The 25,224-nt window shown below is 59.8% G+C and carries 25 protein-coding genes; 7 read left to right on the top strand and 18 right to left on the bottom strand.

Features of this window, described 5'->3' with window-relative positions:
• Positions 1–693: an ABC transporter ATP-binding protein gene (locus BUB72_RS16720; protein WP_073146005.1), complete on the top strand. Its 693-nt coding sequence runs from the start codon at positions 1–3 to the stop codon at positions 691–693.
• An 18-nt stretch (positions 694–711) separates the two neighbouring features.
• On the opposite strand, the gene BUB72_RS16715 is transcribed toward BUB72_RS16720, so the two are convergent.
• A complete protein-coding gene (locus BUB72_RS16715) occupies positions 712–3,060 on the bottom strand; it encodes a S8 family serine peptidase (protein WP_073146004.1) in 2,349 nt (782 codons plus the stop codon).
• An 82-nt stretch (positions 3,061–3,142) separates the two neighbouring features.
• Positions 3,143–5,497, bottom strand: a complete 2,355-nt coding sequence (locus BUB72_RS16710) for a calcium-binding protein (protein WP_073146003.1) — start codon at positions 5,495–5,497, stop codon at positions 3,143–3,145.
• Between the two features lie 219 nt (positions 5,498–5,716).
• Between BUB72_RS16710 and BUB72_RS16705 the strand changes: the two genes are divergently transcribed.
• Positions 5,717–6,652 (top strand): glycosyltransferase family 2 protein, encoded by a 936-nt coding sequence (locus BUB72_RS16705; RefSeq protein ID WP_073146061.1) that lies wholly within the window; start codon positions 5,717–5,719, stop codon positions 6,650–6,652.
• Here the strand turns inward: BUB72_RS16705 and rfbA are convergent.
• The 12 genes from rfbA to BUB72_RS16650 all read right to left on the bottom strand — a co-directional run bounded on the left by rfbA (position 6,649) and on the right by BUB72_RS16650 (position 17,322).
• Positions 6,649–7,521, bottom strand: coding sequence for a glucose-1-phosphate thymidylyltransferase RfbA (gene rfbA, locus BUB72_RS16700; RefSeq protein ID WP_073146002.1), 873 nt, complete (start codon positions 7,519–7,521; stop codon positions 6,649–6,651). The two genes, BUB72_RS16705 and rfbA, sit on opposite strands and share 4 nt — an antisense overlap.
• A 14-nt stretch (positions 7,522–7,535) precedes the next feature.
• The gene (gene rfbD / locus BUB72_RS16695) at positions 7,536–8,402 is read right to left on the bottom strand and encodes a dTDP-4-dehydrorhamnose reductase (RefSeq protein ID WP_073146001.1); all 867 of its coding nucleotides are present in this window, start codon (positions 8,400–8,402) and stop codon (positions 7,536–7,538) included.
• On the bottom strand, positions 8,402–9,439 hold the full coding sequence (rfbB, locus tag BUB72_RS16690) for a dTDP-glucose 4,6-dehydratase (RefSeq protein ID WP_073146000.1): 1,038 nt from the start codon (positions 9,437–9,439) through the stop codon (positions 8,402–8,404). Before rfbB ends, rfbD begins: the two co-directional genes overlap by 1 nt.
• Before the next feature lie 15 nt (positions 9,440–9,454).
• On the bottom strand, positions 9,455–10,006 hold the full coding sequence (gene rfbC / locus BUB72_RS16685; RefSeq protein WP_073145999.1) for a dTDP-4-dehydrorhamnose 3,5-epimerase: 552 nt from the start codon (positions 10,004–10,006) through the stop codon (positions 9,455–9,457).
• Positions 10,007–10,251: 245 nt separating this feature from the next.
• Positions 10,252–10,386, bottom strand: a complete 135-nt coding sequence (locus tag BUB72_RS19215; RefSeq protein ID WP_281250224.1) for a hypothetical protein — start codon at positions 10,384–10,386, stop codon at positions 10,252–10,254.
• Between the two features lie 2 nt (positions 10,387–10,388).
• Positions 10,389–11,576, bottom strand: coding sequence for a formate dehydrogenase subunit gamma (locus BUB72_RS16680; protein ID WP_073145998.1), 1,188 nt, complete (start codon positions 11,574–11,576; stop codon positions 10,389–10,391).
• Between the two features lie 82 nt (positions 11,577–11,658).
• Entirely contained in the window at positions 11,659–12,252 is a 594-nt protein-coding gene (gene fdh3B / locus BUB72_RS16675) for a formate dehydrogenase FDH3 subunit beta (RefSeq protein ID WP_073145997.1), read from the bottom strand.
• A 12-nt stretch (positions 12,253–12,264) separates the two neighbouring features.
• Positions 12,265–15,234, bottom strand: coding sequence for a formate dehydrogenase subunit alpha (locus tag BUB72_RS16670; RefSeq protein ID WP_073145996.1), 2,970 nt, complete (start codon positions 15,232–15,234; stop codon positions 12,265–12,267).
• A 70-nt stretch (positions 15,235–15,304) separates the two neighbouring features.
• Positions 15,305–15,496: a twin-arginine translocation signal domain-containing protein gene (locus BUB72_RS16665; RefSeq protein WP_073145995.1), complete on the bottom strand. Its 192-nt coding sequence runs from the start codon at positions 15,494–15,496 to the stop codon at positions 15,305–15,307.
• A 58-nt stretch (positions 15,497–15,554) separates the two neighbouring features.
• Positions 15,555–16,163, bottom strand: coding sequence for a TorD/DmsD family molecular chaperone (locus BUB72_RS16660; RefSeq protein ID WP_073145994.1), 609 nt, complete (start codon positions 16,161–16,163; stop codon positions 15,555–15,557).
• Positions 16,160–16,759, bottom strand: coding sequence for a DUF3306 domain-containing protein (locus BUB72_RS16655; RefSeq protein WP_073145993.1), 600 nt, complete (start codon positions 16,757–16,759; stop codon positions 16,160–16,162). The genes BUB72_RS16660 and BUB72_RS16655 overlap by 4 nt, the downstream gene beginning before the upstream one ends.
• Positions 16,756–17,322, bottom strand: coding sequence for a DUF3305 domain-containing protein (locus BUB72_RS16650; protein ID WP_073145992.1), 567 nt, complete (start codon positions 17,320–17,322; stop codon positions 16,756–16,758). Before BUB72_RS16650 ends, BUB72_RS16655 begins: the two co-directional genes overlap by 4 nt.
• A 208-nt stretch (positions 17,323–17,530) precedes the next feature.
• Here BUB72_RS16650 and BUB72_RS16645 point away from each other — a divergent pair, with 208 nt between their 5' ends.
• Positions 17,531–19,489, top strand: coding sequence for a 4Fe-4S binding protein (locus BUB72_RS16645; protein ID WP_073145991.1), 1,959 nt, complete (start codon positions 17,531–17,533; stop codon positions 19,487–19,489).
• Here the strand turns inward: BUB72_RS16645 and BUB72_RS16640 are convergent.
• Complete coding sequence (locus BUB72_RS16640; protein WP_073145990.1) at positions 19,483–20,214, bottom strand: c-type cytochrome; 732 nt, start codon at positions 20,212–20,214, stop codon at positions 19,483–19,485. The two genes, BUB72_RS16645 and BUB72_RS16640, sit on opposite strands and share 7 nt — an antisense overlap.
• A 57-nt stretch (positions 20,215–20,271) precedes the next feature.
• On the opposite strand from BUB72_RS16640, the gene BUB72_RS16635 reads away from it, so the two are divergent.
• From BUB72_RS16635 to BUB72_RS16620, 4 genes are read left to right on the top strand one after another with little or no spacing between them, the layout of a single operon-like run.
• A complete protein-coding gene (locus BUB72_RS16635) occupies positions 20,272–20,466 on the top strand; it encodes a DUF6494 family protein (RefSeq protein ID WP_073145989.1) in 195 nt (64 codons plus the stop codon).
• 1 nt (position 20,467) lies between these two features.
• Positions 20,468–21,535: an Mrp/NBP35 family ATP-binding protein gene (locus tag BUB72_RS16630; RefSeq protein ID WP_073145988.1), complete on the top strand. Its 1,068-nt coding sequence runs from the start codon at positions 20,468–20,470 to the stop codon at positions 21,533–21,535.
• Complete coding sequence (locus BUB72_RS16625) at positions 21,532–22,233, top strand: biotin/lipoate--protein ligase family protein (RefSeq protein WP_073145987.1); 702 nt, start codon at positions 21,532–21,534, stop codon at positions 22,231–22,233. The genes BUB72_RS16630 and BUB72_RS16625 overlap by 4 nt, the downstream gene beginning before the upstream one ends.
• A complete protein-coding gene (locus tag BUB72_RS16620) occupies positions 22,230–22,724 on the top strand; it encodes a DUF6505 family protein (protein ID WP_073145986.1) in 495 nt (164 codons plus the stop codon). Before BUB72_RS16625 ends, BUB72_RS16620 begins: the two co-directional genes overlap by 4 nt.
• Before the next feature lie 2 nt (positions 22,725–22,726).
• Here BUB72_RS16620 and BUB72_RS16615 read toward each other — a convergent pair whose 3' ends face one another.
• From BUB72_RS16615 to BUB72_RS16605, 3 genes are read right to left on the bottom strand one after another with little or no spacing between them, the layout of a single operon-like run.
• Positions 22,727–23,533 (bottom strand): ABC transporter substrate-binding protein, encoded by an 807-nt coding sequence (locus BUB72_RS16615; protein ID WP_073145985.1) that lies wholly within the window; start codon positions 23,531–23,533, stop codon positions 22,727–22,729.
• The gene (locus tag BUB72_RS16610; RefSeq protein WP_073145984.1) at positions 23,530–24,246 is read right to left on the bottom strand and encodes an ATP-binding cassette domain-containing protein; all 717 of its coding nucleotides are present in this window, start codon (positions 24,244–24,246) and stop codon (positions 23,530–23,532) included. The genes BUB72_RS16615 and BUB72_RS16610 overlap by 4 nt, the downstream gene beginning before the upstream one ends.
• The gene (locus tag BUB72_RS16605; RefSeq protein ID WP_073145983.1) at positions 24,240–24,944 is read right to left on the bottom strand and encodes an ABC transporter permease; all 705 of its coding nucleotides are present in this window, start codon (positions 24,942–24,944) and stop codon (positions 24,240–24,242) included. The genes BUB72_RS16610 and BUB72_RS16605 overlap by 7 nt, the downstream gene beginning before the upstream one ends.
• Positions 24,945–25,224 lie beyond the last annotated feature (280 nt).

Below are 25,224 nucleotides of genomic sequence, written 5' to 3'. Positions count from 1 at the left end.
ATGATTGAACTGCGCGGCGTTACCAAGGCTTATCATGGGCGTCGGAAGACGACTTTTGTGGCCAATAACCTCAATCACATTTTTCCATCTGGTGAGTCTATCGCACTGCTTGGCCGAAATGGCGCCGGCAAGTCGACCTTGCTCGGGATGATTGCAGGCACGGTGAAACCCGACCATGGGGAGATCATCCGGCATGGTCGCGTTTCTTATCCTGTCGGCTTTGCCGGGAGCTTTCACCCTGATCTGACTGGCGCTCAGAATGCCCGTTTTGTCGCACGCATATACGGTGTCGATTCCGATGGATTGGTGGAGTTCGTGCGCAAGTTTGCGGGGCTGGGGCACCACTACCATCTGCCCTTCCGGTCATATTCGTCCGGCATGAGATCGCGGTTGGCGTTCGGTGTCTCGATGGGTATCCCTTTCGACACATATCTGGTCGACGAAGTCACGAGCGTCGGCGATGCCTCATTCAGGGCAAAAAGTCAGGCGGTCTTCAAAAAGCGAATGGAAAGCGCCGGGGCGATCGTCGTCAGCCACTCCATGGATTTGATGAAGGCCCTTTGCACCTCCGGCGCGGTGCTGGAAAACGGCCGCCTGTTTTACTACGAACGCGTCGAACGCGCTGTGGAGCATTATGAGAACATGCTGCTCGGCAAGAAACCCCCGCGACGGCGACCTGCGGCTCCCGGATAATTCCAGCGCGCCACAAGGTCAGGCTATGTCAAAAACGGTGCCGCCAATTTGCAGATTGATCTCGTCCTGAGCGTTACCATCCACCAAAGCCCAGATAATCTGACCGGTCGGCTTGTAGATCACAAAAGACTCCGAGACCCCCGAAATCCCGGCGTTTGCGGTTTCGGCAACGTTGACTTGAAAGTCGTCGACGCTCGCAAAAGAATCCGCGAAGACCAGAACGTCGCCATCAGCGGAATTGTAGTCTTGAATCCAGTCTGAGCCATGGCCGCGGATGCCAAGATGATAGAAAGAGTCGCCCCCTGCACCACCGTTAATTCGGTCATGGCCGAAACCACCATTCACGAAGTCCGCACCGTCGCCACCAAAGATTAGATCGCTCAACGGGCCGCCGGTTATCACGTCATCTCCAGTTTGCCCAATGAGTCTGTCGGTGCCGAAACCGCCGATTATTGTGTCGTTGCCGGCACCGGCATAGACTTCGTCGTTGCCATAACCAGAGTCGATATAGTCATTGCCGCCGCCGGACGAAATCTCGTCACGCAAGTCGGCTGAATCAGCGCCGCCATAAATAAAGTCGTCACCGCTGCCGGTATCGATTCGGTCAAATCCATTGCCGCCGTAGATGGTGTCGTTGCCACCGCCGCCTGTCAGCACATCGTTGCCGCGATTGCCGTGAAGCTCGTTGTCCTGCGCGTTCCCAATCAGCCGGTCATTTCCGTCCCCGGAGGTGACATTTTCGAACTGGTTCGCGCTAAAGCTGGCCCACTCGACACCCTGAACGGAAACGCCCGTGTTGAGGTTCAGAATCACATTTCCCGAAACCGCCGCAAAGTTCAGCCAGTCGGTGCCACCATCTGTGTCTTCAATGGTCGTCCTGCCGGAGTCAGCATTGGCGAGCTCCATGAAATCGTTGGTAAAATGCTGGATATCATCCGCGCTGGCGTTTGATCCGTAAAACTCCAAGGAAACGCTGTCCAGACGACCTCCGTTGCCGCTTACGTTGTCGTCGATGCGCACGGACCAGTCGCCGGCAGAGCTTTCGCCCTGCAAAGCCGAGATGCCAAAGGTCCAATTCCAGCCGTAATCCATTAGGTAGCTGCTTCCGACACCCTCAAATAGCATGTATTCTTGACCCGACGGCGAAACCAAATAAGCAGACAGATTGCTGGCATAGCTGTGCGTTATGTCCAGCGTGACGTTCACGTACTCGATCTGGATATCTTGGTCGACCGTGAGCGTGGATGTGACACTGCCAATCGCGGGTATTGTGTCAAAAGGCGAGCTTGAGACCGTCACCGAAGACTCATTGCCCGAAACTGCCGCCTCTTGCGTCATGTAGGACCATGCTTCCGCCATGCGGACTGCGGCCAAAGCATCAATCAGGCCAAAACCGTAGCTTAGGTTGAACGATGCGCCGCCGCCGTTCCAGTTGGTCGCGTCATTGGCAAACCAGTCGCCTTGCTCGTAACCCGTATGGGCATTGCCAAAAGTCGAGCCGGTCTGGGCCGCCGACATTGCCAGCACTGTTTGAACGTCGCGCCATCCAAGGTCACCATTGGCCTCTAACATCAGTGCGACAACACCAGAAACCACCGGCGTGGCCGCAGATGTGCCTCCGAACGAGTTCGTGTAGTCGTTGTAGCTGTAACCATCTACACCAGAAATATCGGTGGTCACTGACGCAGCCGGGGCGCTGATCAACAGGCCTGTCCCGAAGTTGGAATAGTCGGTTACATTGTCGGTTCTTCCGGTGGCGCCCACGGTGATCGCCCAACGATTGGTATGCTCGCCGGTGCCTTGCACGTTCAGCGCATCATTGCCCGCCGCTTGAACGATGATCGTGCCAAACCCGTCCCGTCCCTGCTCGGCATTACCTTGATAGGCGTCCGCAAGATCGCTCAGGCTTCCGTATCCGCCGCGTGAATTTTGGAAACTGGCAAACAGCGGTTCATAACCCCAGCTATTCGACGTGATGTCGAATGTGCGCATATGCTCCATTGCCGTGATTTCATCGAGACCGTCTAGGTAGACATCGTCGAAAACGTCCACAGCACCGAGTGTGGCCTCATAGGCGATGCCGACACCGCCTCGGTTGTTCCCTGCTTCGGCAGCGATGATACCTGCAATCGCCGTGCCATGGGCGTTTACGCCCACATTCGGAAACGCGTCCCAGTTAATCCCGCCAGTCACAAGGTTCAGGCCGCTGTCGAAATTTCCGTCCAGATCGACATGATTGTAGTCAATACCGTCATCGAAAACACCAACCGTGACGCCGTTGCCACTGTAGTCGTCCCAAACAAGTCCTACATTGATACGGCCAAAGTGCCACTGGTTCGAAAATAACGGGTCACTGAATGAGGCCACTGGGAAATCTCCGCCTGAAAAATTTTCTATGCGTTCGATTCACAAAGAAGTGGCGCTTTTTTGAGGCAATTATGAGAGGTTTTCAAGCCAACAAATCAAAGACTTCCGAACTTGATCCTATTTGAAGGGAAATTTCATCCTGCGCCGCCCCATCAATCAATGCCCATATAATTTGTCCTGTCGGGCGGTAAATTACGAAGGCTTCGGCAACTTCGTTTTGCCCCGCATTGTCTGTCTCCGCAAAGTTCACTTGGAAATCAGCCGCGGTTGCGTCGCCATCTGCAAAAACCAGCGTGTCACCGTCAGCGTGGCTATAGTCTTGAATCCAGTCGGAACCGTGATCGCGAATACCTAAATGATAGAACGAGTCCGCCCCTGCCCCGCCATTTATCCGATCGTGGCCAAACCCACCATTGATGAAGTCCGCACCATCACCACCAAAAATCAGATCGCTCAGAGGGCCGCCGGTTATCACGTCATTGCCCGCCTGCCCAATCAGCATGTCCGCGCCGAAGCCCCCCAGAACGAAGTCGTCACCGGCACCTGCATAGACCTGATCATTGCCGTAGCCTGCGTCAATATAATCATCGCCGGCTCCCGAATTGATTTCGTCGCGAATGTCTTTCGAATTGAATCCGCCGTAGATCACGTCGTCACCGTTGCCCCCCTGAATCTGGTCATAACCATTGCCGCCATAAATCGTGTCATCGCCGTCGCCCGCACTCACAACATCGTTGCCCCCGCCGGCGCGGATGGTGTCGTGCGCGGCGCTACCGACGAGGGTATCATCGCCCTCCGTTCCCAGAAGCAACGCGGTTGCGGGAGGGTCAGGCTCTACCGGCGGATCGGGTTCCATGGGGGGGTCAGGCTCAACCGGCGGGTCCGGCTCCACGGGAGGGTCAGGTTCAACCGGCGGGACAGGCTCAACCGGTTCATTCGGATTGATTTCCGGCACACCCGGCGCATTCCCGACAAATTGGTGCTCCAGGTCGAAAAACGAGCTGGCTGAAAAATCTGATGTGCTCAGGCTCGATCCATCGTCGCTTTGAACTGTTAGCGTGACTTCCCCGTACCCAATCACGGCACCCGTCGCCGTGGAGGTGATCGAAAGCTGTGACATGTTGCGCAGCAGGACAAAGCCGGGGAAAGAAATCCGGTCATGCCCGCTCTGGAAGTCCGAAATGGTCCCGAGCGATCCGATGCTCTCATAGGAGGCTTCGAAGACGAAATGGTCGGAACCCGCGCCTCCTGTCAGGGTAACATCCATCGCGCTGGCGATCAGAAGATCATCCCCTGCTCCCCCGGCGACAGAAGCCCCTGATGTGTCAGCGAAGTGGGTGAGGCCCAAATCGTCTCTGGCAATTTCAAAGCTTGATATGCCCGCGTCGCGCTGGCTGGATACGAAGACCTTGATGGTCGCGGCATCCAGCGTTGCCACAATAGAGCTGACGTTTTGCAACACTGCGCCCGAGCTGTGCACAACGGTTTGAAGATGAACAAGCCGGCCGGTCGGCAACAGTTGCAGGACGCTCATGCCGCCATCGGTCCCAGCAGCAAAGACGAGCGTGCTTCCATCAACCTCAAGCGTGGTCATCGCCGACAGGTTGGCAAATCTGGTCCCGAGATTGTCGGTCACATGGTCAAGCGGCATCAAGGTTCCGTCGTCCTGAACCCTGATTGCGGTGATTGACGAACTACCGCTGCTGCCGACCAACAGCAGGGCGTTGCCCCCTATCGTGGTGCCAATCAGGATATCGGGCCCGTTCACCCCCAATCCGGTTTCGGCTCCTATGCGATCCGTTTGGGTCAGGGCCCCACTCACGTCGACGTGAAAGCTTGTCAGGGAGTCCGCCCCTGATGCACTCGCGACCAGCCATTGCTGCCCGCCCGCCTCAACCATCACAAGATCGCGCAAGGTAACGGCACTGCCGGTCTCGGCAGGTGGTCCGAACACGGTGATGGCTTGCGTTGACGCGCTTGAGCCGCCGACGAGTTTGTCAATCGTAATTTTGTCGTCTGTCCCGCTGATCGAGAACGAGTATCGGCCCTGACCGGTTTCCGCGACAACGAGGGATTGGAGCGGGCTTAAAGCGTTGCCAAGCGTGGTAACCGGAGGTTCGGGTAAAAAGCAGCCGTCGACATCAAGCGCCAGCTGCCGCGCTTCGGAGGTCCGGCCTTCGGTCACCCACACAACGCCGGTATCTGCTATCTCGAAGCCAACGCCACGGCCAACACCTGTATGGCCCGAGCCAAGCAACATATCCCGCTGCACAAGGTTGCCATCGGCCATCAGCTCATAGCTGACAAGGTCGCCCGTAGCCTCGTAGGCGGTGACGAGAAACTGCCGTTCCCCGTCGCGCCAGACAACCATTTCGGTGATCCGTGACTGAGGCTCGAAGCCTGTCACCTGAACAATTGGTCCTGATAAGATTTGCATGTTGGCCCCTCGATTTCACACCTGCATTTAGATTGGGAGGGGGCGAAGTTTTGAGGCTGGAAATCAGTCAAATTCGGGGCGATCACCGATAAATTTAATAGACTTATCGGCGGCTCCGCCCCGACCGGTTTGATCCAAGATTGACACTCGGCGGTGCATCCACCAGACAAGATAGGCGACACAGACAGCCGCCTGAACCAATTTCGGACATCCGCAACCATGAGAACCCCTTCACCAAGCTGCGCTGTCGCCGTCTGCACCTACAATGGCTCCCGCTTCCTGCGTGAACAGCTTGACAGCATCACAAATCAATCGCTCCGCCCCTCCAAAATTCTGGTGTCTGACGATGGCTCCAGCGACAACACGCTCGCCGTAGCCGAACGCTTCTCAAAGGAGTGGACTGCCGGAGATACGCGGATTCTGAATGGCCCGGGGCGCGGCTATGCGGTCAATTTTCTGGCATCGCTGGCACGGATTGCCCCCGAAACTGACTTGGTGGCGTTGTCGGATCAGGATGATGTCTGGACGCCGACCAAGCTGAACCGCGCGCATAAAATGCTAGAGCCGCTCGGCGATATGCCGGCACTATATGGCGGTGCGACGTGGATTTGTGACGAGGGACTTAAGGTCACGAGCAAGTCCAGACCCCTTCGGGTTGCCTTGGGGTTCCGTCATGCCATCGGCCAAAATTTCGCGGGCGGCAACACTATGGTACTGAACAACGCCGGTTTGCGGCTGGTCCAAAAGGCATGGGCGATGTCGCAAAACGCGGTGCCGGTTCATGACTGGTGGCTTTACCAGCTTGTCTCTGGCGCCGGGGGCCGTGTTGTTTATGACCGCGAACCCTGCCTTTTTTACCGTCAGCACAGGACCAACCAGATTGGTGATGCCGCAGGGCTTTTGGCCATGGGGAAACGGATGCGTCGCATGGTCCGCGGTGATTACCGCGACTGGAATACCGCCAACCTGAAGGCGCTGAGCGCATGCTATCCGCTGTTAAGCCAAGCCAACAAAGCTGTGCTGGAAATCGTGCTTGCACAACGAAGCGGCGGAATGGCGCAAAGGTTGGCTTTGATGAGGTCACCTGGGCTCTACCGCCAAGGGACGTTCGGGCAGGCTGGGCTTATGGCCGCCCTTGCGTTGAACCGTTTCTAATCCAGCAAGGACGAAAGATACTGGCCGTAGCTCGACTTTTTGTAGGTCTCGCTGTGGCCCCGCAGTATCTCTGCGTCAATCCATTCCTGCTCATACGCAATTTCCTCGGGGCAGCCTGTTTGCATCCCTTGTCGGGACTGCAATGTCCGCACGAAATTACCCGCGTCAAGAAGGCTGCCATGCGTGCCAGTGTCCAGCCAGGCAAACCCGCGCCCCATACGCTGAACATTCAAAAGCCCATCTCTCAGATAGGATTGCAACAATGTGGTAATCTCCAGCTCGCCCCGCTCCGATGGTGCAATCTGTGCCGCACGCTCAGGCGCAGTCCCATCCAGAAAATACAGACCCGTCACCGCGAAGTTGCTAGGGGGATCGACCGGTTTTTCGACCAAATCAATAACTTGCCCGTCCTCGTCCATCTCCACCACGCCATAACGCTCCGGGTCGGTGACGTGATACCCGAAAACGGTGCCGCCTTCAGACACGCTGTCGGCTTCCTCCAGCAACTCCGACAGACCGTGGCCAAAGAAAATGTTGTCGCCCAGAACCATCGCGCTTGGGGCGCCGTCCAGGAAGTCTTTCGCCAAAAGATACGCCTGCGCCAGCCCGTCGGGGGTTGGTTGTTCGATGAACGTCAGGGAGACGCCCCATTGGCTGCCGTCACCTAGAAGCCGCTTGAACTGCGCCTGATCCTCGACGGTGGTGATCACGGCAATCTCCCGGATCCCCGTAAGCATGAGCACGCTCAGCGGGTAATAGATCATCGGCTTGTCATAGATCGGCATCAGCTGCTTCGACACGCCCTGTGTGATCGGATATAGCCGTGTGCCGGACCCTCCGGCGAGAATGATACCTTTGCGTTGCGTCATAACAGCCTGCCTTCTTAAAGTTCGTTGTCTGCGCGAGCACCCAGCTCTTGCACGATATCCGCGACGTCCTGCCGCCAGTTTGGTCGCGCTATGCCGAAAACCTTTTCCAGTGTCGCACAATCGAGCCGCGAATTCAGCGGTCGCGTTGCCGGCGTCGGATAGCTTGCAGTGGGGATATCCGTCACCGTAACCGACCGGTCGGCAAGCTCGAAAACCGCGCGGGCAAGATCTGCCCAACTCGCGTCAGGGGCCCCGCTGAAATGGTAAATGCCAGAGCAGGCCGCGCCCTTGTCCCGCAGTGCTTGTGCAATCGTCATGCAGGCCGTTGCGATGGAGCGGGCCGCTGTCGGGCCGCCAATCTGGTCTGCCACCACAGACAACGCGTCGCGGGTCTCGGACAGGTGCAACATCGTTTTCACGAAGTTGCTGCCATGGGCTGACACCACCCAAGAGGTGCGCAGGATACAATACTGACCACCCGCGTCTGCGACGCCCTTTTCCCCTGCAAGCTTGCTGCGGCCATAGGCATTCAAAGGCGCAACCGCGTCATCGGGCGACATCGGTGCGGTGCCCTGACCATCGAAAACGTAATCCGTCGAAATATGCACGAAAGGGATGCGCAACTCCGCGCAGACCCGCGCCATCGCTGCGGGCGCCTGCCCGTTGATCACAGTGGCCGCCGCTTCTTCCTGTTCGCAACGGTCAACGGCGGTGTAGGCCGCCGCGTTGATAACCGCGTCGGGGGCGTAGTGCCGAATAGCCGCTGCGCAGGCTGCCGGGTCCGACAAATCCGCCTCGGCGCGGCCAAGGGTCGTGACCCCGTCAAACCGGGACAATTCCAGGGCGACCTGCCCCGTCGCGCCAAATACCAAAACGCGCATTAACTTTTCCCCAGACGGGTGCCGACGCCATCACGGTCTTGCAGCGCACGCCACCAGTCTTCGTTGTCCAGATACCACTGCACCGTTTTCCGCAAACCCTGCTCCAGCGTGACAGACGGGCGCCACCCAAGCTCAGTGCGAATGCGCTCCGGATCAATCGCGTAGCGAAGATCATGGCCGGGGCGGTCGGTGACAAAGGAAATCTGTTCTTCATAGGGCGTATTTGTCGGTCGCAACTCGTCGAGCAACGCACAGATCATCCTGACAATTTCGATGTTCTGCGCCTCGTTCTCGCCCCCGATATTATAGGTGCGCGCGTTGGCTCCGTTTTGCAGAACCGTTAGCAATGCGTCCGCGTGGTCCTCTACATAGAGCCAGTCGCGCACGTTGTCGCCTTTGCCGTAGACCGGCACAGGTTTGCCCGCCAAAGCATTCAAAATAACCACCGGGATCAGCTTCTCGGGAAAATGGTAGGGGCCGTAATTATTGGAGCAATTGGTCAGGACGTAGGGCAACCCGTAGGTTTCCCCCCAAGACCGTACCAAATGATCGGACGCCGCTTTCGACGCCGAATAAGGGCTATTGGGGTCATAAGGGGTCGTTTCGACAAACTGCCCCTCCGCCCCCAGAGAGCCATACACTTCGTCAGTCGAGATATGGTGAAAGCGAAACCCCTCCGGCCGCCCCATTCCATCCCAATATGCCAACGCGGCTTGCAGCAATGTGAATGTGCCAACAATATTAGTCTGGATGAAAGCCTGAGGGCCATCAATAGAGCGGTCAACATGACTTTCGGCGGCAAGGTGCATCACTGCATCCGGCTTGTGCGTCGCAAAGATGCGCTTCATTTCCGCCGCATCGCAAATATCGGCCTGCTCGAATGCATATGCCGGATCGGTATCAACGGCGCTGACATTGGCGAGACACGCCGCATAAGTCAGCGCATCAACATTTACCACCTCATGACCATCTCGGATGGCCTGCCTTACAACCGCCGACCCAATGAAACCGGCTCCACCTGTGACGAGAATCTTCATATCTTTTGCACCCTGCTAAAATGGGGATTTGAAATCGGCGAAGCGCGGAGCTTGCGCGTCTTTGTCTGATAGTATGGCTCGCTCGGGCGCGATTCTCCAATCAATGCCAAGCTCCGGGCTGTCAAAGTAAACGGCCCCATCGCAGTCAGGCGCATAGATATCAGAGCATTTATAAAGAATTTCGGTGTTTGGGACCAGCGTCACAAAGCCATGCAGAAAGCCCTTCGGAATCAACAATTGCTTGCCATTCTCGGCGCTCAGCTCAACCGCGACGGATTTCCCGTAAGTCGGGGAGCCAGTGCGAATGTCGATGGCGACGTCCAAAAACGCCCCCGTCCCACAGCGCACGAGCTTGTCTTGCGCATGCGGAGGGCTTTGAAAATGCAAGCCGCGCACGGTGCCTTGCGCCGCCGAAAAGGAATGATTGTCCTGAACAAAGTCAATATCAACGCCTGCTTCTGCCAAAGCATGGCGGTTCCAAACCTCGGAAAAAAATCCCCGGTCATCGCCAAATCGCTTCGGCGTAATGACCAGCACCCCATCAAGAGTAGTGTTTTCGACCAGCACGTAAAGTTCCTTTTTCTTTGAGATGCTCTACTAGCAGCGTCTCGGTCGAGTGTCACGGAACACTCTGTTGGAAGCCGAAGAGCGTCGGGTTTTTTCGCGAAGAGGGTACTGCCCGCCTTACGGAAGCGTTAACCCTGCTCAAACTGATTGCAACCCCAGAGCCGTATTCCCGCAACACCAGAATGCCAACAGGGTCAACGGACGAATCTGACAGCCGTCCCCTCCAGAAAACGACATCCAACGCGCTACCCGTCGGTGCCGACGCGTGCGTTCGGGCTGGCTGTGGTGGCTTCAGCCGAGAAGTTCATCTGTTTGAGGATGAGGTTCGCGCCGACGGTTAAGAGCACCGCCGCGCCAATTGCGACAAGAAACGCTTTCATGCTCAGGCTTCCTTCGTCGTAGTGGTGGGCTTTTGGGCGGTGACTTCATCAACCCAGAGGCTGTGGTGTTCGCGCGCCCATTGCTCCTCGACCTGACCCGATCCCATGGCGTCAAAGGCCCCCTCCATCCCGACAGAGCCGATATAGATATGGGCGAAGACTATCGCGATCAGCACCAGCGACACGATGGCGTGCCAAAGTTGGGCGAATTGCATTTCCTCTTGCGGGGACAGGGTCGCGGACAAGTCCGCCATACCAAACCAGCCCGGCGCGCCGATCGCGTTCAGCTTTGCAAAGGTTGGCCCGAATAACTGCAGGTCAAACGGGAACAGCAGCGACAGGCCAGTCAGCGAAATGGAGCCGCCCAGAATAATCACCGACCAGAAAATCAGCTTCTGCCCCGCGTTGAACTTCTTGGCCGGCGGGTGCCCCTTGGAGAAGATGCCGCCGCCTTTGGCCAGCCAGTTCAAGTCCGTGCGATCTGGCAGGTTGTGCACAACCCAGACCACGAAGATGATGACCAGCGCCACGATAAACGTCCAGGAGATGTTGTTATGCACCCATTTGGAGCCAATCGCGATGGTCGAAAACGCGTCATGCCCGAATGTGGGGATCATCACCTTGCGCCCGAAAAGGGAGATCAGGCCCGTCAGGCCCAGCACAAGAAACGAGCTTGCCAGCAGCCAATGACCAAACCGCTCGAATGCTTTGAACCGCTCGATCTTGCGGCCGGTTTTTTCACCGTCAATGCGGATGCGGCCCCGGATCAGGTAGAACAGCGCCAGCAGCAGCAATGTACCGCCGAGTAGGTAGCTGCCATAAGTCAGCAGCGGGCCTTGGCGGAATTCCAGCCACCACATGCCACCATCTTGGATCAGTGTCTTGGCAGCGGGGCCGCGTGACTGTGTGGTGATGTCTGCTTTGCCATAGCGCAAGGCGCGCCACAGTTCCGGGTCGGATGCCCCTCCAAGGGTTCCCAACTGGTCCGCCGAGGGTGCGGCGCGGGCCGGATCGCCGATGGCGTCGCTGCGGAAGCTGTCATCCATCGCCTGACCGGCCTGCCGCGCCAGAATATCTTCAAGCGTTTGAGCGCCACCCGTGCTGGCACGAGGGTCGGCTGCACTATCCTGCGCGGCAACCGGGCCAAGAAGGGCAAAGGCAGAGATCAGGACGATCAGCATAAAGCGCATCGGGTGCTTCCTTGCGTGTAAACCAAAACGGGACGGCCCAGATTGAGCCGCCCCTGATGTCTCAAATCAAAAAGCGGCGGTGTTAGCCACCCTTTTGGTCATAAGCGGTGCCCCAGCCCCAAGCGCCGGACCCGAAGCCACGGGCGACGACGCGCTCGCGGTAGATACCCGACACCACATCGCCGTCACCGGCAAGCAGGGCCTTTGTGGCGCACATTTCGGCGCAGATGGGCAGCTTGCCTTCGGCGATCCGGTTGCGGCCATATTTGGAGAACTCCGCATTAGAGTGGTTCTCTTCAGGGCCACCGGCGCAGAAGGTGCACTTGTCCATCTTGCCGCGCGAGCCGAAGTTGCCCGCTTGTGGATATTGCGGCGCACCGAACGGGCACGCATAGAAGCAATAGCCGCAGCCGATGCACAGGTCCTTGGAGTGAAGCACCACGCCGTCGTCGGTCTGGTAGAAGCAGTCCACTGGGCACACGGCCATACAGGGCGCGTCCGAGCAGTGCATGCACGCGACCGAGATCGACCGCTCCCCCGGTTTGCCGTCATTGATGGTGACGACCTTCCGGCGGTTGATGCCCCAAGGCACTTCGTGTTCATTCTTACACGCGGTGACGCAGGCGTTGCATTCAATGCAGCGTTCAGCGTCGACGAGGAATTTTGCTCTAGCCATCGTCAGTCTCCCTTATGCTGTCCAGATTTTGCAAAGAGTCGCTTTGGTCTCTTGCATCTGGGTTACGCTGTCATAGCCATAGGTTTGTGCGGTGTTGGTGGATTCTCCCAACACGTAAGGGTCGGCCCCCTCGGGGTATTTGTCCCGCAGGTCCTTGCCCTCGAAATGGCCGCCGAAGTGGAACGGCATGAAGGCTACGCCTTCGCCGACCCGTTCGGTCACCATCGCCATCACCTTGACCTTCCCGCCTTCGGGGCCTTCGACCCAGACCTGCGCGCCGTCACGCACACCAAGGTTGTTGGCATCGCGGGTGTTGATCTCGACGAACATGTCCTGCTGCAATTCCGCAAGCCACTTGTTGGAGCGGCTCTCGTCGCCGCCCCCCTCATATTCGACCAATCGGCCAGAGGTCAGGATAATCGGATAGTCTTTCGAGAAGTCGTTTTCCTGAATGGAGGCATACATGGTCGGCACCCGCCAGAAGGTCTTGTCCTCGTAGGTCGGGTAGTCGGCCACCAGATCGCGCCGGTTGGAGTAAAGCGGCTCGCGGTGGGTGGGTACAGGATCCGGGAATGTCCAGACCACGGCCCGCGCCTTGGCGTTGCCGAATGGTGCGCAGCCATGCTTGATCGCCACCCGCTGGATACCTCCCGAAAGGTCGGTTTTCCAGTTCACGCCGCCAACTTTTGCAGCGTAATCCGAGGGCATCTCGCCAGTCTGGCTAGTTTCCCCAACCTCCTCACCGCCGGGGCGGGTGTCGCGGAAACCCGAGACCCATTCGATCGTCGCACGCTCTTGAGCGGTCAGGTCGCTGTCCCAGCCCAAATCAATCAACATCTGCATGGTGAACTCGGGGTAGCCGTCCTGAATTTCCGAGCCGGGGTTATACACCCCTTCCGCCAGAAGGTTGTCGCCATCCCGCTCCACGCCAAATCGGGCGCGGAAGGTCAGACCACCGTCGGCTACCGGCAGCGACATGTCATACAGGTTCGCTGTGCCCGGATGGTTCATCTCGGCGGTGCCCCATGTTGGCCATGGCATACCGTAGTAGTCCCCGTCAGCGGGCCCACCAATGGCCCGCAAAGTGGTGCGGTCGAAGGTGTGCTGGTTCGCCATATGCAGTTTCATCCGCTCCGGCGACTGGCCGGTATAGCCGATGGTCCACATGCCTCCGTTGAACTCGCGGGTGATGTCCTCGATATTCGGCTCGCCGCCTTCATCAATCGCGATGTTTCGGAAGATGCGGTCATGGAAACCGAACTTTTCGGCAAACATTGCCATGATCGTGTGATCTGGCAGCGATTCAAATAGCGGCTCCACCACGCGGTCGCGCCACTGCAAGGACCGGTTCGACGCCGTGACAGAGCCACGGGTTTCAAACTGGGTGCAGGCCGGCAGTAGGTAGACACCGTCGGTCCGGTCTTGCAGCACCGCCGAGACGGTCGGGTAAGGGTCCACCACGACAAGCATGTCGAGCTTTTCCATCGCCGTCTTCATTTCTTTCATGCGGGTCTGGGAGTTCGGCGCATGGCCCCAAAGCACCATCGCCCGCGTGTTGTCGGGCTGTTGCAGGTTAGCTTTGTCTTCCAGCACGCCGTCAATCCAGCGGCTAACCGGAATGCCGGTCAGGTTCATCATCTCGGTGTCGCCATAGCTTGCGTCCGAGAAGCGGCCTTTCAGCCAGTCCATATCTTCTTCCCATACGCGGGCCCAATGCGCCCAAGAGCCTGCCGACAGGCCGTAATAGCCCGGCAGGGTGTCGGCCAAAACACCAAGGTCGGTTGCGCCTTGAACGTTGTCGTGACCGCGGAAGATGTTGGTGCCGCCGCCGGCGGTGCCCATGTTGCCCAAGGCCAGCTGCAACACGCAATAGGCACGCGTGTTGTTATTACCGTTGGTGTGCTGGGTGCCACCCATACACCAGATCACGGTGCCGGGGCGGTTGTTGGCCAAAGTGCGGGCCACGCGTTGCAGTTGCGAGCCGGGGGTGCCGGTGACGCGCTCGACCTCTTCAGGTGTCCACTTGGCCACCTCTTCTTTGATCTGGTCCATGCCCCAAACTCGGGTACGGATGAACTCTTTGTCCTCCCACCCGTTTTCGAAAATGTGCCACAGAATGCCCCAAACCAGCGCCACGTCGGAGCCGGGCCGGAAGCGGACATACTCATCAGCATGGGCCGCGGTGCGGGTGAAACGAGGGTCGCACACGATCAGCGGCGCGTTGTTTTCCTCCTTGGCTTTCAGCATGTGCAGTAGCGACACGGGGTGCGCCTCGGCAGGGTTGCCACCGATCAGGAAGATCGCCTTGGAGTTGTGGATGTCGTTGTAGCTGTTGGTCATGGCGCCGTAGCCCCATGTATTCGCCACACCGGCCACCGTAGTGGAGTGGCAAATCCGCGCTTGGTGATCGACGTTGTTGGTGCCCCAATAAGCGGCAAATTTGCGGAACAGGTAGGCCTGCTCGTTGCTGTGCTTGGCCGATCCCAGCCAGTAAACTGAGTCCGGCCCGCTTTCGTCGCGGATTTTCATCATGCCGTCGCCGATCTCGTTGATCGCGGTTTCCCAACTGATGCGAACCCATTCGCCGTTTTCTTTCTTCATCGGGTATTTCAGGCGGCGCTCGCCATGGGCGTGTTCACGCACCGCGGCCCCTTTCGCGCAATGCGCTCCAAGGTTGAACGGGCTGTCCCAGCCGGGCTCTTGGCCGGTCCACACGCCGGCGTCGACTTCCGCAATCACGGTGCAGCCAACCGAGCAGTGGGTGCAAATCGACTTGATCGACTCCACCGCCGTCTTCGCCGCAGTTTGGGCCGTAGCGGGCGCGATCGTGCCGCCGGTTGCGGCAATCGCCGTCAGGCCGCCAATGGCCAGACCAGAGCCGCGCAGAAATGTCCTGCGGTCAACCGATTTGGATGCCACCTGCGCCACCATCGAAGGCCGTTGCCCACGCGTTGCGACACGAGTTGTCTTTTTCCTCAGCATGTCTTTTCTCCCTTTCCCGCTGCCGCGCCCCTGCGGGCCAATCTACGGGGAACTATTGTTTGCGCGCCGATCAGAAGCGGGCGCTGTCAAAATAAGCCCGCGTATGTGCGGTGTCCTGCATGGTGTCAGATGACAGGTCCGGTGCCGCCGGGCCTGCCTCGGCGGCGGTGCCGGTTGCTGCGGCCGCAAGCGCCGCGGGTGCGGCCGTGCCCGCCAGCTTCAGAAAATCGCGGCGGCTTTTACCTTCGGTCTTGTCGCTCATGGGATGTCTCCCCTTTCTGGTTTTGGCGGGCATCCCCGCCAGTGAAGTGGCAGGCCCGTCAGCCCGCCGTCATACGAAATGCTTCTTTTTCGATCTCCATGAAGGCTTTGCCCACAGCGCCGACAGACGCATAGAGAACGGATGTCTTGGCGGCTTCAAGGTCCGAGAAGAAATGCGGGGCCCAAACGCCGATATGTGTGTTGAAGAATGTCTTTTGCTGATCCAGTGACGCAGGCACCCCGAAGCGCCCGACAATCATGCCGCCCATCATTTCCATCAAGGACGCGATGTTGTCCTCCGGCTCGAACACGTTCGGCGCGCGGCTCATTCGCAGCGACGCCATGTCCTTACGCAGACGCGCCAGCGGCTTCTCGTTCAGAAAGCCGGTCAGGTAATAGCTTGCATAAGGCAGCAGCTCGCCCCGGCCCAGCCCGATGAACAGCGCGTTATATTCGGCGCTGACACCGCGCGGCTTGCTGACATTCGCTACGCGGGCAAGGCTGGTGATCGCTTTGCCCAACGCACCATCATCGCCGTTAAGCGACGCGGTCTGGGACAACAGCATCTCGTCAGGCGGGCCGGCCAGAAGCAGCCCAAGGAAATTGTAGAGATCCGCCCGCAGGCGATCTTCCTCGGCAATCTGCAAATCCGCGGCGGCGGTGGTCATGCAACGTCTCCCTCGAAATGGAATTGCATCCGGCGCGGTGCGGCGGGTGTCGTTTCTTCGGTGTCAGCTTCAGACAGCTCATAAGGTGCATTGACCTCACGTGCTTCGACAGCCTCGCCTTCCGGCTCGTCGTCGACAACTACGACTTTGGTCGTATCTTCCACTACCGTCTCGCCGTCATCGGCTGAGTCGGCCAACGCCTTTTGGCGGGCCATCTCTTCCACATGGGCAAGCAAACCCTTGCCCACTTGATAGGTTGTTTTGATCGGGCCGTTGCCGGTGCTGCCGGTCAGGTAGTCGTCGTCATAATCGTTCAAACCGTCAACGCAGGCCAGCACAGGGTTGCTGCGCCACAGCCTGCGCAACGCGCGATTACGCAAATGCTGCGGGACGGCCTTCACCATGAACGCAGCAAAATCGTCACCCGCCTGCAGGCTGTCAGGGTCGGGCAGCTCCAGCATCTCCAGAATCTCGGCATCGGTTTTCGGCGCGTCCTCTGGCAGCACTTCGGCCATCGCGGCAGCTTCCGCTTCGGCCTCGGCTTCCTGCTTGACACCCGCAAGGCGGCGCGACCAGAAAGAGCGTTCTTGCGTCATTGCGCGGCCTCCTTCTTGCCGGTGGGTGCGCGGTAGACGTCAGAAGGCTGCGCAATGCGCGGATCGCCTATTCCGTCTTCCTTGCCATCAACGCGATTCTTGTCGCGGCGGCGTTTGACGAAGACCTCTTCCTCATAATGGCGTTCTACGAAATCGCGGACCCATGCCAGCATGCCCACGGGCATTGGCACCTTCTCCACAACCTCTTCGCCCGAATCTTCGTAATCCTGCGCCTCGTAGGGGGATGCCGTGATCAGCACCACATTCAACGGAGTGTCATCGGTGACCCCGTCGCGGCGCATCACCACATAGACGGAAGGCTGGCGTGTGCCCAGTTCGTGCACATAGGCCTCCGCGTCGGAGACATATAGCGTCAGATCGCGGGTGGCGGCGTGATATTCGGTAACGCCCTCTTCGTGGCGCAGGATTTTCCAATCCGCAGGCCCGGCCCCTGGCAACACGCCAATGGCCTGCCAGGCCCATTTGGCCCAGCGGGTTACTCCTGGTGATTTACGGATGACGATGCCGACCGGTATCGACTCCGACTGCGGGTAAACGAACATTATTCCCCCTTGAGGCTTACAGGTTGCAACAAGAGTCGGATTCTTCAAAGGCTTTTCTGTATGCAGTCGTGCGCAATTAGACGTTTTGGCAATAGGCCGACGCTCTCCGGTATCAGGAAAGCACCTTTACCTTCCGCACAAATCTTGGCTAGCTGTCCTACGGGGGACGTATGGCGCTACATGCCAACGCGCAGAAAGCGGGAACCACATGGCCAAAACTTTGATGATTTGCGACTGCTTGGGGAGCCAGCCGATAGACGCCAAGGCCCTGTCCGATGCGACGGGTCTGCCCTGTTCGCGCAAATTCACCAGCCTGTGTGCAGCGCAGCTTGGCGATGCTGCCGACGCAATTGGCGCGGGCGAGGTGATGATCGCCTGCCAGCAAGAGGCCCCCCGCTTCATCGCGCTGGCCGAGGAGCTGGGCGTGCCGGAGCCGTCTTTCGTCGACATTCGCGACCGCGCAGGCTGGTCAGACGAGGCCGCCAGCGCCACTGCTAAAATGGCCGCTTTGGTGGCAGAGGCCGCCCTGCCCCGCGCTATGCCCAAAAGCGTTGATGTCGTGTCCGAAGGCACATGCCTGATCCTAGGCGCGTCCGACGTCGCGTTTGAGGCGGCGCAGCAACTGGCCGATATTCTGGCCATCACCGTGCTGATGCCCTCGGGCGCGGAGATTGAAACCGCATTCGGGTATGACACCGTCACCGGCGCGCTGCGAAATGCCAGCGGCACGCTCGGGCAGTTCGACATCCGCATTGATGCGCTGCAACAGGTAATCCCCGGCGGGCGCGGCGCGGCGCAGCTTACCCCGCCGCGTGATGACGCGCTGTCGCAGTGCGACATCATCCTGGATTTGCGCGGCGCGGGCCCGCTGTTTTCCGCCGACGACAAACGCGACGGCTATCTGCGCGCCGATCCCCGCAGCCAGCCTGCGGTAGCAAAGGCGGTGCTGGCCGCGTCGCAACTGGTCGGCACCTTCGAAAAGCCGCTCTATGTGCGCACAGAACCAAGCCTTTGCGCCCATTCCCGCGCCGAGCAGCCCGCCTGCTCCCGCTGTCTGAATCTTTGCCCGACAGGGGCCATCACGTCGGCCGGGGATCACGTCACTATCGACCCCATGATCTGCGCCGGATGCGGCGCCTGCGCGGCAGTCTGCCCGTCAGGTGCGATTGCCTATGACGCGCCCACCATCGATGACACATTCCGCCGGATCAGCACATTGGCCTCCACCTTCCGCAAAGCGGGCGGGACCGCCCCGCGCCTGCTGGTCCATGACGAGGATCACGGCGCGGACATGATCCGCCTTGCCGCCCGTTTCGGGCGCGGCTTGCCTGCCGATGTGATCCCGCTGGAGGTCAGCGCATTGGCCGCCTTTGGTCACGCCGAAATGCTGGCCGCCCTTGCTGCCGGATTTGCCTCCGTCACCGTGCTGATCAGCCCGAAGACCGAGCGCGAGGCCCCCGACAGCGAAGCCGCGCTGGCACTTGCGTTGGCCGGTCGCGACACGGCGGTGACGCTGATCGACGCCACTGATCCTGACCAGTTGTCCGACGCGCTTTATGCGGAAGCTACCCCTAAGCCTGTGACCACCCCTGCCCTGCCCATGGGCACGCGGCGGCAGGTGGCGCGGCTGGCCGCAAAGACCTTGCAGCCTGAGGTTGAAACCGTCGCCCTGCCCGAAGGGGCGCCTTATGGCGCCGTTTTGGTCGATACCGATGCCTGCACGCTCTGCCTGTCTTGCGTGTCGCTGTGCCCGTCCGGCGCGCTTGGTGACAATCCCGACCTGCCGCAGCTGCGTTTTCAGGAGGATGCCTGTCTGCAATGCGGGTTGTGCAGCAACATATGCCCTGAAAACGCGATCTCCCTGACCCCGCAGATGGACCTGACCGACGCGGCCTTCACCCAGACTGTGCTGCACGAGGAAGAGCCCTTTGCCTGCATCGAATGCGGCGATCTGTTCGGGGTGAAATCCACGGTCGAGAAGATTACCGAAAAGCTGGCGGGCAAGCACGCGATGTTCCAAAATTCGCAGGCGGCGCGGATGATCCAGATGTGCGACAATTGCCGGATCAACGCGCAGTATCATTCCGAGAACAATCCCTTCGCGGGCGGCGAGCGTCCCAAGCCCCGCACCACCGATGATTACCTCAGCAAGCGGCGGGATCACTGACTTTGGATCGGGGCCCCCAGATCGGCTGGCGCAAGCGTGGCCACGTAGGCAAGGATCGCCTCAATCTCGTCTTGCGTGATCTCCACCGGCACAATAGCCGGCGGGCGACTGGGATCGAAGGCGGGGGTAATGTCTGCCACTTGGGTGAAGCTGGGATGCGGATTGAGAACGTAGAACGTTGCAAAGCGGTTTTCCCAATCGCCCAAGGTGCGCAGCATCCCGAAGGACGGCGTGGCCCCCATGCCCTTCATCCGGTTGGTCTCGTTTATCACATGGCAGCGCCCGCAATGGGCAAAACTCAGCTTCTCACCCTGCACCGGGTCACCTTCAAAGCTGATCTGGACCTTTGCCACGGCAGGGGCAACATCGCTGGTGAACAACGCCGCACCGTCTTTCTGAAAGGCTGCGATGGTGTTGCGCCCCACTTCAGACCGCAACCAGTTGGCGAATTTTGCGGCGCCCGCATGTCCGTCATGCTGCAAAGCCCAGACCTGACCCAGCCCCGCAAAAACCGACACGCCCTCCGCACCCAAGCGCGCGTCGGCAAAGTCGGTGTCCGCCACGCGGGTAATGCGAATGCCATGCTTGAGCGAAAACCGCGGCACGATATGCTGCATGAACCCGCTTTGCTCCAACACGGCAGGCACCGCGAGGCGAAAGCCGCTGTCCTGCGCCAAGGCGGTGGTGGGCATAAGCAAAACCAGTATCACAGCTATCAGTCGCATCCGCGCCCTCCGTTGGCCATTGCCGCCTGATAATTCAACCATAAAGGAAAACAGACCATGAGCGAAGATTTCAATATGTCGATGCGCAAATTCCTCAAGCAGGTGGGCGTCACCTCGCAACAGGCAATCGAGCAGGCCATGCGCGACGCAGGCGACACCGCCGGCAAGACCTTCGAAGCCAAGATGGTTCTGACCATCGACGGCGTTGATCTGGAACATGTCGTCACCGGTAAGATCGAAGGGCAGTCCTGACGTGCCCGTCACCCGCGATGACGTCTTGGGGCTGCTCAAGACACTGAACGATCCCGTCAGCGGTGCTTCGCTGGTCGAGGCTGGCTTGGTAAAGGCGCTCACCGTGAGCGATGACAACGCCGTCCGTTTCGTGTTGGAGGTCAGCCCCAGCCACGCCGCCGCCTATGGCGAGGTGCGCCAGCAAGCCGAAGACGCGGTGAAAGGCTTGGCAGGTGTCAGCACCGTGTCGGTGGTGATGACTGCACACAGCAAGCCATCCGCCCCGCCCGACTTGAACTCGAAACGCGCAGCACCGTCCGGCCCGCAGAAAATTCCCGGCGTGGACCGCATTCTTGCAGTTGCGTCCGGCAAGGGCGGCGTGGGCAAATCCACCGTGGCCTCCAACCTCGCCTGCGCGCTTGCAGCGGAGGGGCGCCGCGTGGGCCTGCTGGACGCCGATGTCTACGGCCCGTCGCAGCCGCGCATGTTGGGCGTGTCGGGGCGGCCCGCCTCCCCCGATGGTAAAACCATTCTTCCCATGCGCAATTTCGGCGTCACCATGATGTCGATCGGGCTGATGACCAATGACGACCAGGCCGTGGTCTGGCGTGGCCCCATGCTGATGGGCGCCTTGCAGCAGATGATGACGCAGGTCCAATGGGGCGCGCTGGATGTGCTGATCGTTGACCTTCCGCCGGGCACCGGTGACGTGCAAATGACGCTGGCGCAAAAGGCCCATGTGGACGGCGCGATCATCGTCAGCACCCCGCAGGATGTAGCCCTAATGGACGCCCGCAAGGGCATCGACATGTTCAACCAGCTCAAGACACCGATCCTCGGCATGATCGAGAATATGTCGACCCATATTTGCTCCGAATGCGGCCACGAGGAACACGTCTTCGGCCATGGCGGCGTCGCCAAGGAGGCTGAAAAGCTGGGCGTTCCCCTGCTGGCCGAGATCCCCTTGCATCTGGATATCCGCCTTGCCGCTGATGGCGGTGCGCCCATCGTGGTGTCCAAGCCCGACAGCGCGCAAGCGGCGGGCTTCATGGCGGTGGCGCAACGCCTGATTGCTGACGGGCACGCATGACCCAGCCGCAATTCCCGCCTTTATTCACTGGCGAAGCCGTCACACGCGATCCGTTCGCGCAGGCCTGTGCGCGCGCCGTTGAAGGGTGCGATGCGGGGTTGGTGCTCTACGATCTGGCCGCCGACCGGTTGCGCGCGGCCATCGTCTTCGCGCCGGAAACCGCGTTGCAAGACGCACTGGCGGCCCTGCCCGTCTGCGGCGTGGGGTTCCAGAACGCTTTGGGCGCGCTTGGACCGCCCGAAGTCGCGGTGCATCTGGGCTGGGATGGCCCGATCTACGTCAACGGCGGGCGCTGCGGGGCGTTCCGCGTGGCGGCGTCCCCTAGCGATCCGGAAGCAGAGCCGGACTGGCTGGTGGTCGGTCTGGATTTGTGGCTCTGGCCCGCAACGGACGAGGGCGGCCTGACCCCCGACCAAACCGCGCTCTATGCCGAAGGCTGCGCCGAGGTCGACGCGGTGGAGCTGCTGGAAGCCTGGGTGCGTCACACCCTTGTCGGGCTCAACTCCTGGGCCGATGACGGTCTGGCCAGCCTGCACCGCGAATGGGGCGGTCTGGCCCATGGCAAAGGCACCGACATTGACGTATTGGGGCAAGCGGGGCATTTCGTCGGGGTCGATGAGCGCTTCGGCCTGCTGCTGCGACAAGGCGACACGACGCGGCTGATTGCCCTGACAGAATTGCTGGAGACCCTGCCATGAAACTCGCCCGTGCGATCCATTTCGACGAAAGCGACACCCGCGTGTTCCACAGCCCTGCCCGCACCGGCGAATGGTGCGTCTCTGGCGGGTTCGAGTTCTCCAACTGGTCCGAAGGTGATCTGGTCGGTAAGGCCCGTCAGGCCTTCTCAAACGGGTGGATGGGGTGCGAGACGTTCGGGCGCGTCAGCTTCGTCGCCGTCACCCAGATCGAACCTTTAGAACGCGAGTGGCTGATCGACCTTCTGGCGCAGCATTTCGTCGACATCTACGGCGCACCTTCGCTGGACGCCGCCCGCCCCGTCGCCACCGAAGAGGTCGACCATATGGCGTCCCTTTGCAAGGAACACGTGGCCAACACGCTGCTCACTGTGGCGCGCGAATTGACCGACGCAGGGGTGCGCGAAAGCTACCGCGTGATCGAGGCGCAGGAGGCGGGCTTAGAGCAGTTCGCTATCCACGGATCGCTGGATGACGAACCGCACCAGCATTAGGTTTATTCAGCTTTGGCGTTGAACACGAACAGCGTCTCGCCGCCAATGGTGTAGCCGTCAATCAGTGCCTTCGCCGTGTCGCCGACAAGCCAGTCTTCCAACTGCATCACCAGATGGTTTTTGACATGCGGATGCTTGGCCGGATTGACCGGCAGAAAGGCGTATTGGTTGAACAATGCCGGATCGCCGGAATAGAGCAACGCCAGCCCTGCCTTGTTGCCGAATTTCAGCCAGCTTGCACGGTCTGACATGATGTAGGCGTCCATGCCCGCTGCGGTGTTCAACGCCGCGCCCATGCCAGCGCCGACGGCATTATACCAATCCCCGAATGTCGCCGCGTCCAAACCAGCCGAGGCCCAAACCGCCAGCTCTGCCTTGTGGGTGCCGCTGTCGTCGCCTCGGCTTACAAAGGCAGGCTTGGCGTTGGCGATATCTTGCATCGCCTCAATGACAGAGCTGTCACCGGCAATGCCCGCAGGGTCTGCCTTGGGGCCGATCACCACAAAGTCGTTATACATGATCTCGCGCCGGTGGGTGCCATGTCCTGCCGCCAGAAACGCCTCTTCGGCTTTGCGCGAATGGACCAGGATCGCGTCCACATCGCCTGCCTCGCCCAGCCGGATCGCTTGCCCCGTGCCCACAACCAGAAGTTGCACATCAAGGTCCAGATCCGCCTTGATCTGCGGCAGCAGAACATCCGCCAGCCCCGAGTTTTCAAACGATGTCGTCACTGCAAGTTTCAGGTCATCCGCCGCCGCAAAGGCGGTCGAGGCCGCAAGCGAGGCGATCACAGTTAAAGTCTTGATCATTCGACAATATCTCCGCGTAGAAAGGAAGCGAGTTCCGGTGTCTTGGGGGTATCAAAAAAGGCCGGCGCAGCGGCCGAGTCGTGGATACGCCCACCCAAAATGAACAGCGCGTCGGTTGCAAGCCGCTTTGCCTGCCCCAGATCATGGGTGGCCATTACAATCCGCGTGCCGCTGTCGCGGGTCGCCAGCAAAAGGGTCTCGAATTCGCGGGTCGCGCGGCCATCAAGGTTGGCGCAAGGCTCGTCCAAAAACAGAACCTCAGGCTGCCGGATCAGCGCCCGCGCAAGGGCCAGCTTTTGCCGCTCCCCGCCCGAGAGTCGGGTGGCTTGCATCTGGCGTTGACCCTGCAGCCCGATCCGCGCAAGCCAATCCGCCACCAGCGGGGTCGCCTCGCCACGCGCCATGCCAGAAAGGCGCAACGGGTAATGCAGGTTGTCTGCCACCGACCGGCGCAACATGATCGGGGATTGGAAGACATAGGCCTGACGCTCGCGCGCGCAGTCGTCATTCATCCCCCATTGCACCGTGCCGCCGCTCAGCCGCTCCACCCCGTGCATCACCCGAAGCAGACTGGTTTTGCCAGCCCCGTTTGGCCCGACAATAATCGTCAGCCCCTGCCCGTCCAGTTCCAGATTGACCGGTCCAAGGATGGTCTTGCCACGACGTCTCACTTGCGCGTCACTCAGCCGCAGGGGGAACAGGTTGCTCACCACAGGCCCTCCCGCTCGGTGCGCGACAGCCAGTGGATCGCGAAGTTGACCAGCAGCGCCAGCGCGATCAACACAAAGCCCAAGGCCAGCGCCAGCGCGAAGTCGCCCTTGCCGGTTTCCAGCGCAATCGCAGTGGTAAGAACCCGAGTGACATTGTCGATATTGCCACCGACGATCATAATCGCGCCAACCTCGCCAATGGCGCGGCCAAACCCCGCCAAGGCCGCAGTCAACAAGTTGCGTCGCCCGTCCCACATCAGCGTTTTGACTCGCTGCCATTTGGAAGTGTGCATCGAGATCAGCAGATCGTGGTATTCGGCCCAAAGCTCCCGCATCGCCTGATGGGTAATTGACGCAATCAAGGGAGTGATGATGATTACCTGCGCAATGACCATTGCCGTGGGGGTAAATAGCAGCCCCAGCACGCCAAACGGGCCGGACCGCGACAGCATCAGGTAGACAATCAGCCCGACCACCACGGGTGGCAGCCCCATCATGGCGTTGACCACGGCAATGACCAGCCGCCGCCGCCGGAAGCGGGAAATGGCCAGATAGGTGCCAAAGGGAATTGCGATGACGCAGGCGATAGCCAAGGCCGAAAGCGTCACCTGCAGGGACCGCAACGCGATGTCGATCAGCTCTGGATCAAGCGCAATAACCAGCCAGAACGCCGCGCGCAGTCCTTCGAAAATTTCTGTCATGCCCTCAGCACGTCCCTGCCCATTCCGTCGACGCCGGTATTCTTCCCGACGTTGCTAGGAGTGTTGGCTGCGGCTGTCCAGTGCGGTGGGGAAGATTGTCCCGTGCCCTGTCACTCGGTGATGATCACCTGCGACACGCCCGACTCGACGCTTGGGCAAACACGCAGAAGTTTGGTGGCGAAATGGGGTCTGTTGCATTAATTTGACTGGTTTGTGTTATGGACTTATGGCGTCCTTCTGTCAGGCAGCCAAGCCAAATAGGCTTTCAACAAAACGGATT

Source organism: Litoreibacter ascidiaceicola, from assembly GCF_900129235.1.
In the GTDB taxonomy this organism is placed as follows: domain Bacteria; phylum Pseudomonadota; class Alphaproteobacteria; order Rhodobacterales; family Rhodobacteraceae; genus Litoreibacter; species Litoreibacter ascidiaceicola.
This window is presented reverse-complemented; position numbering and strand designations above follow the sequence as displayed.

Bases quoted from the DNA above. Each gene is read 5' to 3' on its own strand.
- BUB72_RS16720 (WP_073146005.1), top strand. From the start codon at position 1: ATGATTGAACTGCGCGGCGTTACCAAGGCTTATCATGGGCGTCGGAAG.
- BUB72_RS16710 (WP_073146003.1), bottom strand. From the start codon at position 5,497: ATGCAAATCTTATCAGGACCAATTGTTCAGGTGACAGGCTTCGAGCCT.
- BUB72_RS16705 (WP_073146061.1), top strand. From the start codon at position 5,717: ATGAGAACCCCTTCACCAAGCTGCGCTGTCGCCGTCTGCACCTACAAT.
- rfbA (WP_073146002.1), bottom strand. From the start codon at position 7,521: ATGACGCAACGCAAAGGTATCATTCTCGCCGGAGGGTCCGGCACACGG.
- rfbD (WP_073146001.1), bottom strand. From the start codon at position 8,402: ATGCGCGTTTTGGTATTTGGCGCGACGGGGCAGGTCGCCCTGGAATTG.
- rfbB (WP_073146000.1), bottom strand. From the start codon at position 9,439: ATGAAGATTCTCGTCACAGGTGGAGCCGGTTTCATTGGGTCGGCGGTT.
- BUB72_RS19215 (WP_281250224.1), bottom strand. From the start codon at position 10,386: ATGAAAGCGTTTCTTGTCGCAATTGGCGCGGCGGTGCTCTTAACCGTC.
- BUB72_RS16680 (WP_073145998.1), bottom strand. From the start codon at position 11,576: ATGCGCTTTATGCTGATCGTCCTGATCTCTGCCTTTGCCCTTCTTGGC.
- fdh3B (WP_073145997.1), bottom strand. From the start codon at position 12,252: ATGGCTAGAGCAAAATTCCTCGTCGACGCTGAACGCTGCATTGAATGC.
- BUB72_RS16670 (WP_073145996.1), bottom strand. From the start codon at position 15,234: ATGCTGAGGAAAAAGACAACTCGTGTCGCAACGCGTGGGCAACGGCCT.
- BUB72_RS16665 (WP_073145995.1), bottom strand. From the start codon at position 15,496: ATGAGCGACAAGACCGAAGGTAAAAGCCGCCGCGATTTTCTGAAGCTG.
- BUB72_RS16660 (WP_073145994.1), bottom strand. From the start codon at position 16,163: ATGACCACCGCCGCCGCGGATTTGCAGATTGCCGAGGAAGATCGCCTG.
- BUB72_RS16655 (WP_073145993.1), bottom strand. From the start codon at position 16,759: ATGACGCAAGAACGCTCTTTCTGGTCGCGCCGCCTTGCGGGTGTCAAG.
- BUB72_RS16650 (WP_073145992.1), bottom strand. From the start codon at position 17,322: ATGTTCGTTTACCCGCAGTCGGAGTCGATACCGGTCGGCATCGTCATC.
- BUB72_RS16645 (WP_073145991.1), top strand. From the start codon at position 17,531: ATGGCCAAAACTTTGATGATTTGCGACTGCTTGGGGAGCCAGCCGATA.
- BUB72_RS16640 (WP_073145990.1), bottom strand. From the start codon at position 20,214: ATGCGACTGATAGCTGTGATACTGGTTTTGCTTATGCCCACCACCGCC.
- BUB72_RS16635 (WP_073145989.1), top strand. From the start codon at position 20,272: ATGAGCGAAGATTTCAATATGTCGATGCGCAAATTCCTCAAGCAGGTG.
- BUB72_RS16625 (WP_073145987.1), top strand. From the start codon at position 21,532: ATGACCCAGCCGCAATTCCCGCCTTTATTCACTGGCGAAGCCGTCACA.
- BUB72_RS16620 (WP_073145986.1), top strand. From the start codon at position 22,230: ATGAAACTCGCCCGTGCGATCCATTTCGACGAAAGCGACACCCGCGTG.
- BUB72_RS16615 (WP_073145985.1), bottom strand. From the start codon at position 23,533: ATGATCAAGACTTTAACTGTGATCGCCTCGCTTGCGGCCTCGACCGCC.
- BUB72_RS16605 (WP_073145983.1), bottom strand. From the start codon at position 24,944: ATGACAGAAATTTTCGAAGGACTGCGCGCGGCGTTCTGGCTGGTTATT.